This is a genomic window from Cupriavidus sp. 30B13, from assembly GCF_049059565.2.
In the GTDB taxonomy this organism is placed as follows: Bacteria; Pseudomonadota; Gammaproteobacteria; order Burkholderiales; family Burkholderiaceae; genus Cupriavidus.
The window spans coordinates 1110281-1125607 of sequence record NZ_CP188224.1 but is presented as its reverse complement, the minus strand read 5'-3'; the positions used below and the strand labels follow the sequence as shown (position 1 = coordinate 1125607).

14 protein-coding genes, 1 tRNA gene and 2 pseudogenes are annotated in these 15327 nt (G+C 68.9%); 13 read left to right on the top strand and 4 right to left on the bottom strand.

Annotated features, from left to right (window positions below):
* Positions 1 to 239: 239 nt before the first annotated feature.
* From ACKI2N_RS24315 to ACKI2N_RS24300, 4 genes are all read left to right on the top strand, one after another.
* Positions 240 to 1799 (top strand): MFS transporter, encoded by a 1560-nt coding sequence (locus ACKI2N_RS24315; protein WP_420997634.1) that lies wholly within the window; start codon positions 240 to 242, stop codon positions 1797 to 1799.
* Positions 1800 to 1810: 11 nt separating this feature from the next.
* Positions 1811 to 2854, top strand: a complete 1044-nt coding sequence (locus ACKI2N_RS24310) for an HlyD family efflux transporter periplasmic adaptor subunit (protein ID WP_420997635.1) — start codon at positions 1811 to 1813, stop codon at positions 2852 to 2854.
* Positions 2855 to 2857: 3 nt separating this feature from the next.
* The gene (locus tag ACKI2N_RS24305; RefSeq protein ID WP_420997636.1) at positions 2858 to 4399 is read left to right on the top strand and encodes an efflux transporter outer membrane subunit; all 1542 of its coding nucleotides are present in this window, start codon (positions 2858 to 2860) and stop codon (positions 4397 to 4399) included.
* A 119-nt stretch (positions 4400 to 4518) separates the two neighbouring features.
* Positions 4519 to 4653, top strand: coding sequence for a hypothetical protein (locus tag ACKI2N_RS24300; protein ID WP_420997637.1), 135 nt, complete (start codon positions 4519 to 4521; stop codon positions 4651 to 4653).
* A gap of 40 nt (positions 4654 to 4693) precedes the next feature.
* Here the strand turns inward: ACKI2N_RS24300 and ACKI2N_RS24295 are convergent, their stop codons facing one another.
* Positions 4694 to 5383 carry a GntR family transcriptional regulator gene (locus ACKI2N_RS24295; protein ID WP_420997638.1) on the bottom strand — a complete coding sequence of 230 codons (690 nt, stop codon included), beginning with the start codon at positions 5381 to 5383 and terminating at the stop codon, positions 4694 to 4696.
* 195 nt (positions 5384 to 5578) lie between these two features.
* Between ACKI2N_RS24295 and ACKI2N_RS24290 the strand changes: the two genes are divergently transcribed.
* From ACKI2N_RS24290 to ACKI2N_RS24280, 3 genes are all read left to right on the top strand, one after another.
* A complete protein-coding gene (locus ACKI2N_RS24290; RefSeq protein WP_420997639.1) occupies positions 5579 to 7003 on the top strand; it encodes an amidase in 1425 nt (474 codons plus the stop codon).
* Positions 7004 to 7056: 53 nt separating this feature from the next.
* The gene (locus tag ACKI2N_RS24285; protein WP_420997640.1) at positions 7057 to 8055 is read left to right on the top strand and encodes a Bug family tripartite tricarboxylate transporter substrate binding protein; all 999 of its coding nucleotides are present in this window, start codon (positions 7057 to 7059) and stop codon (positions 8053 to 8055) included.
* 118 nt (positions 8056 to 8173) lie between these two features.
* Positions 8174 to 8800 (top strand): trimeric intracellular cation channel family protein, encoded by a 627-nt coding sequence (locus ACKI2N_RS24280; protein ID WP_420997641.1) that lies wholly within the window; start codon positions 8174 to 8176, stop codon positions 8798 to 8800.
* A 12-nt stretch (positions 8801 to 8812) separates the two neighbouring features.
* Here the strand turns inward: ACKI2N_RS24280 and ACKI2N_RS24275 are convergent, their stop codons facing one another.
* On the bottom strand, positions 8813 to 9904 hold the full coding sequence (locus tag ACKI2N_RS24275; protein ID WP_420997642.1) for an MBL fold metallo-hydrolase: 1092 nt from the start codon (positions 9902 to 9904) through the stop codon (positions 8813 to 8815).
* A 303-nt stretch (positions 9905 to 10207) separates the two neighbouring features.
* Between ACKI2N_RS24275 and ACKI2N_RS24270 the strand changes: the two genes are divergently transcribed.
* Both ACKI2N_RS24270 and ACKI2N_RS24265 read left to right on the top strand, forming a co-directional pair.
* On the top strand, positions 10208 to 11941 hold the full coding sequence (locus ACKI2N_RS24270) for a dipeptidase (RefSeq protein WP_420997643.1): 1734 nt from the start codon (positions 10208 to 10210) through the stop codon (positions 11939 to 11941).
* A 59-nt stretch (positions 11942 to 12000) separates the two neighbouring features.
* Positions 12001 to 12417 (top strand): hypothetical protein, encoded by a 417-nt coding sequence (locus ACKI2N_RS24265; protein WP_420997644.1) that lies wholly within the window; start codon positions 12001 to 12003, stop codon positions 12415 to 12417.
* Positions 12418 to 12442: 25 nt separating this feature from the next.
* On the opposite strand, the gene ACKI2N_RS24260 is transcribed toward ACKI2N_RS24265, so the two are convergent.
* Positions 12443 to 12655, bottom strand: a complete 213-nt coding sequence (locus ACKI2N_RS24260; protein WP_420997697.1) for a hypothetical protein — start codon at positions 12653 to 12655, stop codon at positions 12443 to 12445.
* Positions 12656 to 12662: 7 nt separating this feature from the next.
* Here ACKI2N_RS24260 and ACKI2N_RS24255 point away from each other — a divergent pair, with 7 nt between their 5' ends.
* Positions 12663 to 12848: a helix-turn-helix domain-containing protein gene (locus ACKI2N_RS24255; protein WP_426990960.1), complete on the top strand. Its 186-nt coding sequence runs from the start codon at positions 12663 to 12665 to the stop codon at positions 12846 to 12848.
* An 87-nt stretch (positions 12849 to 12935) separates the two neighbouring features.
* Here the strand turns inward: ACKI2N_RS24255 and ACKI2N_RS24250 are convergent.
* Positions 12936 to 13010: transfer RNA gene (locus ACKI2N_RS24250), tRNA-Thr, on the bottom strand.
* Positions 13011 to 13277: 267 nt separating this feature from the next.
* Between ACKI2N_RS24250 and ACKI2N_RS24245 the strand changes: the two are divergent.
* The 3 genes and pseudogenes from ACKI2N_RS24245 to ACKI2N_RS24235 all read left to right on the top strand — a co-directional run.
* Positions 13278 to 13481, top strand: a pseudogene (locus tag ACKI2N_RS24245) (TIGR03759 family integrating conjugative element protein); the annotation flags it as partial.
* 103 nt (positions 13482 to 13584) lie between these two features.
* Positions 13585 to 13981 (top strand): annotated as a pseudogene (locus ACKI2N_RS24240) (conjugal transfer nickase/helicase domain-containing protein); the annotation flags it as partial.
* 236 nt (positions 13982 to 14217) lie between these two features.
* Positions 14218 to 15141, top strand: coding sequence for an AraC family transcriptional regulator N-terminal domain-containing protein (locus tag ACKI2N_RS24235; RefSeq protein ID WP_420997645.1), 924 nt, complete (start codon positions 14218 to 14220; stop codon positions 15139 to 15141).
* Positions 15142 to 15327: the final 186 nt, after the last annotated feature.

Here is a 15327-nt window from a genome sequence, read left to right as displayed (position 1 = left end):
CCTTGCTTCATCCGATGGGCCGGGGCGAAGTGTACCGCACCGGCATGTCTTCCCCCGACAAAAACCCGCAATACGGTACGACGAATCGTATGGTAGACTTCGCCCGGATTCGAAATCTGTACCGTATAACGATATATTGAATCGTATTACGGTAGCACAAGCCAGCAGCATCGAAGGCGGGCGCGAGCGCGGCGATGCGTGGCCGCGCGCTGTCCGTCGCGATGCCCAGCGAGAGAAACATGACCCAGACACCCCCGCCGGCGCCAGCCGGCCCACCCGTACCGCCGCCGTTCGACCGGCGCCTGGCCATCGGCCTGTCCGGCGTGCTGATCGCCGCGCTGGCCTCCGGCCTGAACAACCGCGTGACGGATATCGCGCTGGCCGACGTGCGCGGCGTGCTCGGCATGGGCTACGACGAAGGCACGTGGATCCACAGCGCGTATGCCGCTGCCGAGGTCTGCGCCATGATGGTCGCCGCGTGGTGCGCGATGACCTTCTCGCTGCGGCGCTTCGCGGTATGCGTGGTGCTGGGGTTCGCCTTGCTCGGCGCGGTCTTCCCGTTCGTGCGGGATGTCGATGCGCTCGTCGCGCTGCGCATCGCGCAGGGGCTGCTGGGCGGCGCGCTGCCGCCGCTGCTGATGACGGTGGCGCTGCGCTTCCTGCCGCCCGGCATCAAGCTGTATGGCCTCGGCGCATACGCCTTGACGGCGACCTTCGGCCCCAACCTGGCGACGCCGCTGGCGGCGCTGTGGACCGACCACGCCGGCTGGCAGTTCGTCTACTGGCAGATCATCCCGCCGAGCCTGCTGGCCGCGCTGATGATCGCCCACGGCATCCCGCAGGACCCGGTGCGGCTGGAGCGGTTCCGGCAGTTCGACTGGATCGGCGTGCTGACCGGCTGCGGCGGCATGGCCGCGCTGGTGGTCGCGCTCAGCCAGGGCGAGCGGCTGGACTGGTTCCACTCGCCGCTGGTCTCGGCGCTGCTGGCCGGTGCCGCGGTGTCGCTCGCCATCTTCTGCGTCAACGAGTGGCACCATCCGCTGCCGCTGTTCAAGCTGCAGATACTGGCGCGGCGCAATTTCTCCCACGGCCTGCTCGCGCTGGCCGGGCTGCTGATCGTGTTCATGTCGGGCTCGATGCTGCCGTCGCTGTACCTGATGGAAGTGCGCGATTTCCGCGCGCCGGAGATCGGGCCGCTCGCGCTGAGCATCGCCATCCCCCAGTTGCTGGCGGCGCCGGCGGCGGCCGCGCTGTGCAATATCCGCGGCCTCGACAGCCGCATCGTCATGGCGACGGGCCTCGGCCTGCTGGCGGCTTCGTGCCTGGGCGGGTCGTTCCTGACCTCGGCGTGGGGGCGCGACAGTTTCTACCTGCTGCAAGCCATGCAGGCGCTGGGGCAGCCGCTTGCGGTGCTGCCGATCCTGATGGGCGCCACCGGCGCGGTGCAGCCGATGGAGGGGCCGTTCGCCTCGGCCATGTTCAATACCGTGCGGGGCTTGAGCACGGTGGTCGGCGGCGCGCTGATCGAGACCTTCCTCGCGCACCGCGGGCATTTCCACTCGAACATGCTGCTCGACCGCGCCGGCAACATGGCGCGCCTGCTGCCCGCCGGCCCGGACGGCACAGCCGGCACGCCGGCGCATTTCGGCGCGCTGCTGCGCGAGCAGGTGCTGGTGTTGAGCCTGGCCGACGCCTACCTGCTGCTCATGGGCATCGCCCTCGCCCTGATCCTGCTCCTGGCGGTGCTGCCGGTGCGCGCCTTCCCTCCCCAACCCCCATCCCTTCAGCCCTCGAAGTGAGGTCAACGCTCATGAAAAAGAATCTTGTCCGCATTGCCGCCATCGCCGCGGCGATCCTGGCCGCCGGCGGCACCGTGCTGGCCGTGACCGGCGGGCGCACCGGCGAGCAGTCCACCGACGACGCCTACGTATTCGCCGACTACACGCTGGTGGCGCCCAAGGTGTCCGGCCACATCGCCCAGGTACTGGCCGAGGACAACCAGGCCGTGCGCGCGGGCGACGTGGTGGCGCGCATCGACGACCGCGACTTCCGGACCGGCCTGCGCACGGCACAGGCCGAACTGGCCGCCATCGAGGCTCGCCTCGCCAGCGTGGACGCGCAACTGCAGAAGCAGCAGTCCGTGATCGGCCAGGCCAGCGCGACGCTTTCCGCGGACGAGGCGGCCGTGACCTTCGCGCAGCAGAACGCCCGCCGCTACGAGCGCCTGTCGGAAGACGGCGCCGGCACCATCGAGCAACAGCAGCAGGCCCGCTTCACGCTGCGTCAGCAAATGGCCGTGCGCGAGCGCGACACCGCGGGCCTGTCGGCCGCCCGGCGGGAAGTCACGGTCCTCGCGGCCCAGCGCACCGAGCTGGCCGCCGCGGCGGCCCGTGCCCAGGCCGCGGTCGAGCAGGCGCAGCTCAACCTCTCCTACACGCGCGTCACCGCGCCGGTCGACGGCGTGGTGGGCCAGCGCTCGGTGCGGGTCGGCGCCTTCGTCAACGCGGGCACCGCGCTGCTCGCCGTGGTGCCGCTGAAAAACGCCTACGTGATCGGCAACTTCCGCGAAACCCAGCTCACCCACGTGCGGCCCGGCCAGCGCGTCAGCATCGAGGTCGACGCCTATCCGGACATGGCGCTGCACGGCCACGTGGACAGCGTGGCGCCCGCCACCGGCCTGACCTTCTCGCCGGTCGCGCGGGACAACGCCACCGGCAACTTCACCAAGGTGGTCCAGCGCATGCCGGTGAAGATCGTGCTCGACCCGGGCCAGCAGCATCTGGACCGGCTGCGGGTCGGCATGTCGGTGGTATCGCGCATCGATACCGCCAGCGTGAAAACCAGCGCGGAGTAAGCCATGACACGCAGGCATCATCCACACCACAAGACATGGCGGCCGGCGGTGCGGACCGCCGCCGCCGGCACGCTCGCGCTGCTGCTCGCGGGCTGCGCGGTCGGACCCGATTTCGTGCCGCCCGGCGCGCAGGTCCCGCACCGATGGGCCACGCATGCGAGCGCCGGCGCGGACAGCCGTGCGCTTGACCAGCCGGCCGACGCGCAATGGTGGCGCCTGTTCGGCGACCCGCAGCTGACCGCGCTGGTGCAGCGCGCGGTGGCCAGCAACCTGGACATCCGGGCCGCCGCCGCGCGGCTGCTGCAAAGCCGCTGGGAGCGCCGCATCGTGAGCGCCGCGGGCCTGCCTTCGGTGGGCGCCAATGCCGGCTACCAGCGCTCGGGCGCCAGCGACACCGGCCTGATGAGCCTGCAGGGCGTGTCGTCGGCCGGCGTGCCGGCCGCGGCAATGGCCGACGGCACCGGGACCGGCAATGCCGGCATTCCCGGCGCGGACGCCAGCGCGCCCTTCAACCTGTACCAGGCCGGCTTCGATGCCTCGTGGGAACTGGATCTGTGGGGCCGCAACCGCCGCGCGGTGGAATCCGCCGAGGCGATGGCCGCGGCCGCCGACGAAATGCGGCACGGCGTGATCCTCGCCGTGCTGACCGAGACCGCCACCGACTATATCCAGCTGCGCGAAACCCAGGCCACCATCGCCACCGTGAACGCCTCGCTCGCGCTGGCGCGCCACAGCCTGGCGCTGACGCAGAAACGCCGCGCGGAGGGCGTGGCCACTGACCTGGAGGTATCCGAGGCCTCGGCGCTGACGGCTTCCATCGAGGCGCGGCTGCCCATGCTGGAAGAACGGCAAGGGCGCCTGGTCAATGCGCTGAGCCTGCTGGTCGCGCAGCCGCCGGGCGCGCTGGCCGGCGAACTCGACATGGCCCGGCCCGTGCCGCCGGTGCCGGCGCAGGTGCCGGTCGGCGTGCCCTCCGAGCTGGCCCGGCGCCGGCCCGACATCCGCCAGGCCGAAGCGCGCCTGCATTCGGCCACGGCCAATATCGGCATGGCGCAGGCGGACTTCTATCCGCAGGTGTCGCTGTCGGGCAGCTTCGGCCTGCAATCGCTGTCCTTCGCCTCGGTCGGCTCGTGGGCCTCGCGCCAGTTCGCCATCGGCCCCACGCTGAGCCTGCCGATCTTCGAAGGCGGGCGACTGCGCGGCACCCTGAAGCTGCGCGAGGCGCAGCAGCAGGAAGCGGCGCTGCTGTACCAGAAGACCGTGCTCAATGCCTGGCACGAGATCGACGATGTGCTGCTGGCCTACGATGCCCAGCAGCGCCGGCGCAAGAGCCTGGCCACCACGGTGGAGCACAGCCAGGCGGCGTACCGCGCCGCGCTGTCGCGCTACCGGGCCGGCGCCACCACCTTCCTCGACGTGCTGGTGGTGCAGCGCGCGCTGCTGGAGGCCGAGACCGAATTCGTGCGCAGCAACGCGGAGGTGTCGCTCACGGCGATCCGCCTCTACAAGGCGCTCGGCGGCGGCTGGGAAGAGCAGCCGGCCTGAGCGCGGGGGCCAGGGCCGGCGCCGGAAAGCCCCCCACCACTGTGTGGTAGCGCGCCGGCCGCCCCAATGCGCATACTCCACGCTCGACAGAACAACAACATCAACAAGTGGGGTCGAACATGGAAGCCATCACCTTTGCGGCATATATCCTGGTCTTTCTCCTTGCGCTGGTGATCGGTGCGCGCAGCGTGAGCCGGCACCACCCGGCTTTCCGCCAGGATGCCTCCCCCTCGCTGAAGAGCCGGCGGTCCTGACGCCGCACGCCTGACGCCGCCTGGCGCGGCGCTGGCCTCCTCAGGCCTGCGCCGCGCCCTCGTCCGCGGCGGACTGCGCCATCACCCTGAGGCGCGCCATCGAATTGCGGATGTGCAGCCGCGCCACCTGCTCGGCGTGGTCGCCGTCGGCGCTCTCGATGGCGGCCACGATCTGCTCGTGCTCGCCGATGGCCGCCAGCGCCCGGTCCTGCGGGAACACGTTGCGCGGCGCGAATACCTGCGACGTCATATGGACGATGGGCACCTGCCGCGCCAGGTATTCGTTCGACGCCAGGCCGATGATCCTGGTGTGGAATTCCACGTTGGCAGCCGTGTATGTCTCTGGCCGCCACGGCGCCAGGCTGCCTCGCTGGGCCTCGACGATGGCGCGCAGCGGCGCGCCCGCCAGCTTGCCCGCGCGCTCGGCGGCCAGCCGCGCGGCCAGGCCGTCGATGACTTCGCGCAAGGCGTAGGCATCCATCAGCTGCCGGAAATCGGCGCTGACCACGGTGACGCCGCGCGCGGTCTCGGCGCTGACCAGCCCTTCGCGCTCCAGCATGCGCAACGCTTCGCGCAACGGCGTGCGGCTGATCTTCAGGTCTTCGGAAATCTCCACCTGGCGCAGCGCCTTGCCCGGCGGATAGACGCCGCGGTAGATGCGCTGGCGCAGCACCTGCGCCACTTCTTCCACCAGCCGCACCCGCCCCTGCCATTCGAACGTTTCTGCCATTTGCCTCTCTGAGCGCCGCGGCGCAGTGGAAGTGCTGATTTTGTCGGCGCAGTTTACAAGCGCATGACACACGTCTACTATAGCCGCAAAGAATGGATTCTGGATCCAAAAACCAATGACGTGGGCGCCCCGGCGCGGCCACGCCATGGCGGCGCCTCCGATCCGCTCCGAGACGTTTTCTGGAGAAGCCCGCCGATGAGCGATGCGCTTTGCTTCCTGTCCGCCACCGAACTCCAGAGCCGCATCGCGCGCCGCGAGATCTCCCCGGTGGAACTCATGCAGGCGGTGCTGGACCGCGCGGCGCGCCTGCAGCCCGAACTGAACTGCTTCATCACGCTGTGCGCGGAACAGGCCATGGACGCCGCCCGCGCGGCCGAGCAGGCCGTCATGGACGGCAGGCCGCTGGGGCTGCTGCACGGCATTCCGTTCAGCGCCAAGGACCTGGTCAACACGCAAGGCGTGCGCACCACCTTCGGCGTGGCGCCCTACCGCGACAACATCCCCGACACCGACGCCGTTTCCGTGGCGCGCCTGCGCGAACAGGGCGCCATCCTGATCGGCAAGACCACCACGCCGGAGTTCGGCTCCAAGTGCCTGACCGACTCGCCGCTGTTCGGCCGCACGCGCAATGCCTGGAGCGCGGCGCGCACCAGCGGCGGCTCCAGCGGCGGCGCGGCGGTGGCGGTGGCCAGCGGCATCGCCCCGCTGGCGGTGGCCACCGACGGCGGCGGCTCCACGCGCATCCCGGCCGCGTGCAACGGCGTGGTCGGCATCAAGCAGAGCAACGGCGTGATCCCGCACAGCCAGGCGCAGGACCTGTTCGGCAACCAGACCTACGTCACGCCGACCACGCGCACGGTGGCCGACACCGGCCTGATGATGCAGGCCATGGCCGGCGAGCACGCCTGCGACCCGTGGTCCATCGGCGTGCCCAAACCCGATTACGCCGAGGCGGCGCAGGCGCGCGGCGACCTGCGCGGCAAGCGCATCCTGTATTGCCTGGCGCCGCCGGGGCGGCCCGTGGCGGCCGAGGTGGCGCGCGCGTTCGAGGCCAGCCTGGCCAGGCTGGCCGGCATGGGCGCGGAGCTCGAGGCATTCACGGGCGAAGGCTTCGACGTGGAGCCGATCTGGCGCGCCATCAACCATACGGTATGGCGCGCGCGCTTCGCGGCCATCGCCGCCGAGCACGGCGAGCAGCTCAGCGCCACCTTCCTGCGGCAGGTGGCCTCGGCCGCGCAGGTCAGCGGCGTGGAATACCAGCAGGCCATGTTCGACCGCTCGAAGCTGTTCCAGCGCGTGCAGGCGCTGCTCGCGCGCGCGGATTTCCTCGCCATGCCCACGCTCACGCGCACCGCGCTGCCGATCGGGCAGGACCTGTTCGGCACCATCGACATCGACGGCCGGCAGTACGAGAACGTGCGCGCGCACTGGTTCCCGTGGACCATGCTGTTCAACATGACCGGCCACCCCGCCATCAGCCTGAACTGCGGCCTTGCCGGCGACGGCCTGCCGGTCGGCTTCCAGCTGGTGGGCCAGTTCCGCGGCGACGCGGCGCTGCTGCGCGCCGCCGCGCTGTTCGAGTCCGCGCACGGCCTGCTGGACCAGTGGCCACAAGCCTGACGCTTCCTCCCCCACCCACGGCCCGCCCGTCCCTATCCCTACCTGCCCGCGCCATGATCCAAGCTTCCCGCCGCAAACTCGTGCTCCACCTCCTGGCGCTGCCGGCCTGCGCCGCCGTGCTCGCCCTGCCCCGGCCGGCATCCGCCGCGGACCCGGGCGAGCCGATCCGCATCATCGTCGGCTACGCGCCCGGCGGCGCGGCCGACAGCCTGGCGCGCCTCTACGCCGAGCAACTGCGCCAGGACGGGCAAGGCACCGTGATCGTGGAAAACCGCCCGGGCGCCTCGGCGCGGCTGGCGCTGGACTACGTCAAGCGCGCGAAGCCGGACGGCAAGACCGTCTTCATCGGCCCGTCGCCGCTGTTCACCATCTTCCCGCTGACGTACAAGAAGCTCGGCTACGATCCCGACAAGGACCTCGTGCCGGCCGCCGTGCTGACCGACGTGCCCACCGTGGTGGCCGCCGGCGCGCAGCAGCCGTACAAGAACATGAAGGAATACGTGGAGTGGGCGCGCCGCAACCCGGCCGGCGCCAGCCTGGGCCTGGCCACCATCGGCAGCGCCGGCCACCTCGGCACCGTGGCGCTGGGCAAGTCGGCCGGCATCGCCATCACGCCGGCGGCCTACCGCGGCGCCTCGCCGATGCTGGTGGACGTGATCAGCGGCAATGTCTCGATCGGCTGGGACGCGGTGGCCAGCATGATGACGCTCTACAAGGGCGGCAAGCTGCAGTTCCTGGGCGTGAGCGGCACGCACCGCGCCAAGGCGCTGCCCGAGGTACCCACGCTCAAGGAACAGGGCTTCAGCCAGTACGAGTACGCCACCAGCTGGTACGGCGCCTTCCTGCCGGGCGGCACGCCGCCGGACGTGGTGGCCAGGGTGGAGAAGATGTTCGTCGCCGCCTCGGGCAATGCCGCCACCGCCGCCAAGCTCGAAGCGCTGGGGCTGGAAGTCGCGCCCAGGTCCGGGCAGGAAGCGCGCCACCGCATCCAGGTCGAGCGCGCCGCGTGGAAACCGATCGTGGAGGCCACCGGCTTCGTGGCCGAGGACTGAGCGAGGGCGCCGCCGGGCGTCGGCGCCAAACCACACCGCGCGCCTGCCGCGCTCATACGCTGGCGCGCCGGCGCGGGGGCCAGTATGCTCTATGCGCTACCTTCGCCAAGCGCCCTCAATGAGAACAAAAGCCGAAGTCGTCGTGCTGGCAGCCGATCTGGCCGGAACCACCGTGTTTGCGCTGGAAGGCGCCATCGTCGGCATGCGGCACGGGCTCGACCTGCTGGGCGTGCTGGTGGTGTCGCTGGTCACCGCGGTGGGCGGCGGCATCCTGCGCGACCTGCTGATCGGCGCGGCCCCGCCCAATGCCATCCGCGACTGGCGCTACCCCGCGCTGGCCATGCTGACCGGGGTGGCAGCCTTCGTCTTCCACGCGGCGGCGCGCGATTTCGCCGGGATGCTGCCAACGATGCTGGACGCGGCCGGCCTGTCGCTGTTCGCCGTGGCCGGCGCGCAGAAGGCCCGGCTCTACGGCGTGCGCCCGTTCATCGCCACCCTGATGGGCGCCGTCACCGGCGTGGGCGGCGGCGCGGTGCGCGACATGCTGCTGGCACAAGTGCCCGTGGTGCTGCATGCGGACGTCTACGCCACCGCGGCGTGGCTCGGCGCGGCGGTGGCGGTCGGCACGCGCTCACTGGGCCTGCCGCCGGTGGCGGCCGCCGTGGCCGGCGGCGGCGCCTGCTTCGTGCTGCGGCTGCTGGCGGTCTGGAACGACTGGCACCTGCCCACGGTGCCGGTCTGGTAGCCGCGTGCCGCGTCAGGCGGCGCGGTACCAGGCGATGCCGGCGTCGTCCGTCTCGGCCACGGCTTCGCCCCGCTGCAGCAGGTAGTTCAGGTGCGCGATGCTCTCGCCGGTGGCCATGCCCAGCAGCCCCGGCTCCGCGCCGATGGGCCGCGAGAACAGTTCGCCGAACACGTCCACCGCCCGCTTCGGCGTGCCCAGCGCCAGGCGCAGCCGGTCCAGCGCCGCGTGCTGGCTGCGCGCCAGGTAGTCGATGCGGGCATGCAGGCCGCGGAACGGCTCGTTGTGGGCCGGCAGCACCAGCACGTCGTCCGGCACCTCGCGCCGCAGCTTGGCCAGCGAGGCCAGCCAGTCGCCCATCGGGTCGGCATCGGGCTCGGTCGGGAACACCGACACGTTGGACGAGATGCGCGGCAGGATCTGGTCGCCGCTGATGAGGATCTTCAGCGCTTCGCTGTAGAAGCAGGCATGCTCCGGCGAATGGCCGTTGCCCACCACCACGCGCCACTCGTGCTCGCCGATCCGCAGCGACTCGCCGTCGCGCAGGCGCCGGTAGCTGTCCGGCAGCGCGTGCACGAACTTGCCGAAACCGCCGAAGCGCGCGCGATAGGCCTCGATGGCCTTGTCGTCCCAGCCGGCGCGGCGGTAGAAGCGCACGCCGTCCTGCGGCGCCTCGCGCCCGGTGTCGGCCGCCAGCACGCGGCAGTTCAGGTATTCCAGCCGCGTCATCCACAGCCGGCAGCCGAACTTGCGGGTCAGCCAGCCGGCCATGCCGATATGGTCGGGATGCATGTGGGTGACGAACAGGCGGGTCAGCCCGTCGGACAGCGCGCCCTGCGCGGCGAACAGATCATGCCAGGCGGTGGCGGTCTCGGTGGTCTGCAGGCCCGCGTCGAAGCCGGCCCAGCCGCTGCCGTCGCGCGCCGCCCACAGGTTGATATGGCTCAGCGCGAACGGCATCGGCATGCGGATCCACAGCAGGCCGGGCACGATCTCGCGCACGGTGCCGGGCGCGGGCGCGTCGCCGCAGGGGTATTCGAGCACGGGCCTGGCGTCCGCCGGGGCGGACGGCGCGGGGGTGGCTGCGGGGGCGGGCTGGCTGCTCATCTTGTCTCGTTCCTTTGGTGCCGCGGGCATGCCGGCACCGGGGCCGCCGCGCTTGTGGGGTTGATGGATTCTACCGAGGTCCGGCGGTTCGCATCGGCCGATGCGGGCCGCGCGGCCAGCGTTGTGTGCGGTAGCCGCCTGGACAGCATTTGCCGCCCTGCGGACCGCCGCGCATGGGCCGCGGGTGACGTGCCGGCCCCAGCGCCGGGCCGGCTGGCGGGGCGGGGAAAACCGCATTTGCGCCCGGGCACCGGCTTGTGCGAATATCGCGCGTTTCACGCCATACCCCGACAGGCCACGTCCATGAAACGCTCGTCTTTCCGCCCGTCCTTCCTCGCGCCGCTGCTCCTGCTATCGCTGGCCGCCGCGCCGCAAGCCTTCGCCGACACGCTGAAGAAACCCGGGCTCGACGCGCTGGTGGCCGCCGGGGCGGCGAGCGCGCCGGCCAGCCTCGACGCCTTTCTCGACCAGGCGGTCAAGGCCGAGCCGATGCTGGCGCGCAGCGTGGCCGCCTATCGCCGGCACCAGCCGCTGCGCGGCGACGACCTCGTCAACGTCGGCCGCCTGCTCGGCGTGTACAACCGCCTGCACAACCATGACGCCGTGCTGGGCGCCATCGGCCGCATGGTGGCACTGCGTACCGTGCGCGACGACAAGGTGCCCCAGCACGAGAACCCGGCCATCGTCGCCTTCGGCAAGCTGGTGGAAGACATGGCGCGCGACTTCGGCCTGCAGTTCCGCAACGTGGACAACCGCGTGTTCGAAGTCACGCTGCCGGGCCGCGGCAAGGAAGCGTTCGGCCTGCTGACGCACGCCGACGTGGTGCCCGCGGCGGCCGGCGAATGGGTGCTCGACGACGGCACCCGGCTCGACCCGTTCAAGGCCACGCGCGTGGGCGACTACCTCTACGGCCGCGGCACCATCGACGACAAGGGCTCGATCGCCACCGTGCTGTACGCGATGAAGACCGTGAAGGACAGCGGCCTCAGGCTCGACCGCACCATCCGCCTGATGATCGAGACCACCGAGGAAACCGGCGGCGACGGCATGAAGTACTACCAGCAGCGCACCACGCTGCCCGCCTACAACATCGTGCTCGACAGCAAATACCCCGCCGTGGTCGCCGAAAAAGGCTCGGGCGCGCTGAAGGTGTCGTTCCCGCTGCGGCCCGCCGACGGCAAGGCCACCGCCATCGTCGCCATGAGCGGCGCGGCGGCCGCCAACGCCGTGCCGCAGACCGCCACCGCGCTGCTCAAGGGCGGCGACCTGGCGGCCGCGCGCACGCGCCTGGAAGCCGCGCGCGGCGCCTTCGTCGCCAGGTACGCGGCGCAGGGCAAGTTCAGCATCGACATCGCCCAGTCCGGCGACGGCCTCGAAGTGAAGGTCACCGGCACCTCCGCCCACGGCTCGCGCCCCGAGGAAGGCGTCAACCCGCTGCCGCGCCTGGCGCTGTTCCTGCGCCAGTCCGGCGTGCCGCTGGCCGACAACCACTACGCCCGCGCCGCCTGGTACCTGGAAGACCTGTACGGCCTGGACTATCTCGGCCAGAACATGGGCGTGGCCTACCAGGACGACTTCATGGGCCCGCTCACCGTCTCGCCCAACCTGGTGCGCGAGAAGGACGGCCAGCTGGAAGTCACCGCCAACGTGCGCATGCCGCGCGGCAGCACGCCCGAGGCGCTGCGCGCGGCGGTGGCGTCCAAGATCGACGCCTGGGCCGCCGCCACTCACACCACCCTGGCCGTCAGCCATGAACAGGGCAACTGGATGGCGCGCGACCCCAAGGGCGCATGGCTGTCCACGCTGCTGGACATCTTCGGCGACACCACCGGCCTGCCGGCGCAGCCGGTGTCCACCGCGGGCAGCACCACGGCCAAGCTGATGCCCAACGCCATCAACTTCGGCCCCGCCATGCCGGGCAAGAAATACACCGCGCACAACGCCAGCGAGTACAAGGAAGTGGCCGACCTCGACCTGGACATGCAGATGTTCACCGAGATGCTGGTGCGCGTCGGCGACCTCAAGGCCATGCAATGAGCAGGGCCATGGACCGGTACAACCGGCCAGCCGCGAGGCAGGGTAAAGTAGCGGCCATCATGAGATATCCGCTACTCGCGGCACTGCTGGCCGCCATGCCGGCGCTGGGCAGCGCCGCCTCGTTCGACGCCTTGCTGGCCTGCGGCGACACCGCCCACCAGTTCGTCGCCGGCCTGCAGCAGCAGCGCCTGATCGACGCCAGCCCGATGCGGGTGGAAGACAACTCCGTCAACGCCTTCTGGCCCAAGAGCGACGCCGGCATGACCGTGCTCGGCCGCAGCGTGTTCGCCGTGTTCGGCTACCAGCCCGGCGACGCGCTGTTCAAGGCCGGCAAGGGCACGCCGCTGGACAAGCCGCTCTACGGCGTCGCCGTGGTCGGCAGCACGGAGGCCATCGCCAAGACGCTGTCCACCTCGGGCAGCAAGGCGCGCGCCGAGCATGCGGCGCCGTTCATCACCGCGATCATCTGCGACTGACCCCGCGCCCCGGGAAGCCCCTGCTTCAGCCGCGCTCGATCACCACCTCCAGGTATTCGGACGGCAGCACCAGCGTGTGATCGTCCGAGCGGTTGCGCTCGTGCATCAGCACGCGCAGGTCCTCGGTAAGGGCAGCCTGCCCGGCGGCGTCCAGCGCGCCGAAGGCCTGTCGCGCTCCGCGCTCGCGCAGCGCTTTACCGACCTGCTCGACCAGCCGCCCATGCAATACCTCGCGCACTAGCGGCCTGCAGATCGCCGCCAAGGAACTGCTCGGCAGCGGCCGCCCGCTCGCCGCGGTCGCCGAGCAGGTTGGCTACGATTCGGAAGCGGCGTTCAACCGCGCATTCAAGCGCGAATTCGGCATGCCGCCGGCAAGCTGGAAGCGCAGCCGCGGCGCTGGCGCCGCGGCCCGGACAACCGGGCCGTCATGAACACACGAACGCAGTGGCGCCGGACATGCGCAACCCATGCCGGCGGCACGATTTCTGCCACGGCACCGCGTGAAGCGTAAAGGGAAATGGTGCCCATGGGCAGGATCGAACTGCCGACCTCTCCCTTACCAAGGGAGTGCTCTACCACTGAGCCACATGGGCGATCTTGCTGCTGTCGTGCTGACGCACTGGCGGGTGAGAGGGACATGGCTTTCCATCCCGACTCATTGATTTCCCGGGGAGTTTTCATACCGCCCCGGCAAATCGATGGGCCGAATAATGGACTAATCCACTCGCCTTGGCAACTTCTTTATCAAGAAAATGGCTGGGGAATGCTGGGTTGCCTGATTTGTAATCAGGGCAAGCGCAGGCCTGCCAAGACAAGCAGTTGCTGGTTGATGCTCATCAAGACGGCCTGCCGGGCTTCGCCGCGTGGCGAGCGACTGGGAACTGCAACCGCAGGAATGGGCGCGCTACCGCGAACTGATGGAGGGACCGCTGGGCACCTATTCGCCCAACCTGGACCCGCTTTCCGCGCTGGGCGTCGAAGCCCGGTCGGACGAAGAACGGCGTCGCTACGACGAATTGCAGGTGAAGGCCGAAGCGCGCCGCGTCGAGAAGCTGCTCGCCTACTGGACGGATTGCGCTACCTGCCCAAGGAAGAGCACTAACCGGGGATGCGACGCAGCACATTGTTGTTCCGGAGCAGAAGGTCACTGTTCCGAACAAAGCCCAAGTGTCTGGTGAACACTTCATGGATTGGCTCAAGAGGCCATCCAAAGCCGCAAACTCATCATCAACGACGCGCGTGCGCTGGTGCATACCGTGGACGGTACGGCCTTTCTAGTCAGTCCTGGGCTGTTTCATCGGTATGCCCGGGAACATCCGCAGGTCGCCAGCCTGGCAGGGCTGGAGAACGTGGTTGACTGGCAGTGGGTTCAGAAACAGTTCGAGCGGGTGCATCTGCATCGCAAGCAGGCGAGCGGCCTCAACATCTGGACGTGCGATGTGACCGGCCCGCGCAAGGCGCGCCGCTTGCACGGCTACTCCTGGATGCCCCTTCGGGGCTGTTTGAGGAACTTCCGTCAGACAACCCATACCTGTCGGTGCAAGTACGTTCGTCGGCTATCTGACCCGCTTCCAGAGCGCCATCGGTGAAGGCTTCGAGGCGGCACGGAAGCATCTCCGCCCGAGGAGTAGCGGAAGTCGACGGCAGCTCCGCGCACACAGAATTCTCGATCCGAAGCCGTCAAATGAAACTCCACGATCCTCCGAGAATTAAGTACTATTTTCCGAATTTGTAAACTTCCTGGAGCATGGATAGCCAGTATTGTGTAAATTGTGATGGCACATTCCTAGGCTAAATAGTATGGATCTACTAGATCATAAAACGCCGCTGACCTCCCGGGAGACCATCTCCAGCGAGCTCGCCTCGATCGTGGAGCGCTTCTCGCCCATCGATGGCGAGCATCGCGTTGCGATCCCATCTCTGACGTTCTGGCGCTTCTCCGCACCGTCCAAGGAAGAGTCAGCCTTCAGCAAAGTGGCACTTATCTTCGCCGCGCAAGGAGCAAAGACTGTTACTGCGGGCGATATGAGTTACGACTACGACTCTGAACGGTGTTTGGTCACATCGATTGACATCCCGATCATCGGACGAGTGACCAAAGCGAGCCGCGAAAAACCTTACCTGTGTTTCTCCTTTGAGATTGACATGGAAAAGGTCGCACATCTGGTTGCCACACGTGAACTACCACCTCCCGATGAGACCCCGCTCGGGCTCGGCATCAGCGTAGGGGATCTATCGCTGGATTTGCTGGATGCCGCATACCGGCTGGCGAGGCTCCTTGACACGCCCAAGCACATCCCAGTATTGGCGCCGTTGATTGAGCAGGAAATCATTTATCGGCTGCTGATGAGCAGTCAGGGGATGCGCCTGCGCCATGCTCTAGTGGCCGACAGCCGCGCGTTCAAAGTGGCCAAGGCTGTCGAGTGGATTAAGGCTCACTTTGATGTGCCTATGAGGATCGACGATCTGGCAGAGCACGTAAACATGAGCGTTTCCTCATTGCATCAACATTTCAAAGAAGCGACGGCACTGAGTCCTCTGCAATATCAGAAACGGTTGCGACTCTTCGAAGCGCGCCGTCTTATGCTTAAGCGCGCAAGCGATGTGGGGGTCGTTGCTTCGATGGTGGGCTATGACAACCAGTCGCAGTTCCATCGTGAATATAAGAGGCTGTTCGGTGCGCCCCCTATGCAGGATGCGATGAGACTCCGAGCGGAGTCTTGAAACATGTCGCGCCAACGTGCCATTTAGTCAACGACTTCTCCCTGGCGAACTCTCGCGGGGGCTGGACTGGTTGACTACACGTGAGGCGTCCACCGATAGCGCCACGTAGAGACAGGCACTCAGCGGGATGCGCCACGCCCGCGAGGACATGGACAACATGTTGGCAAAGAATTTCACATTCGGCTC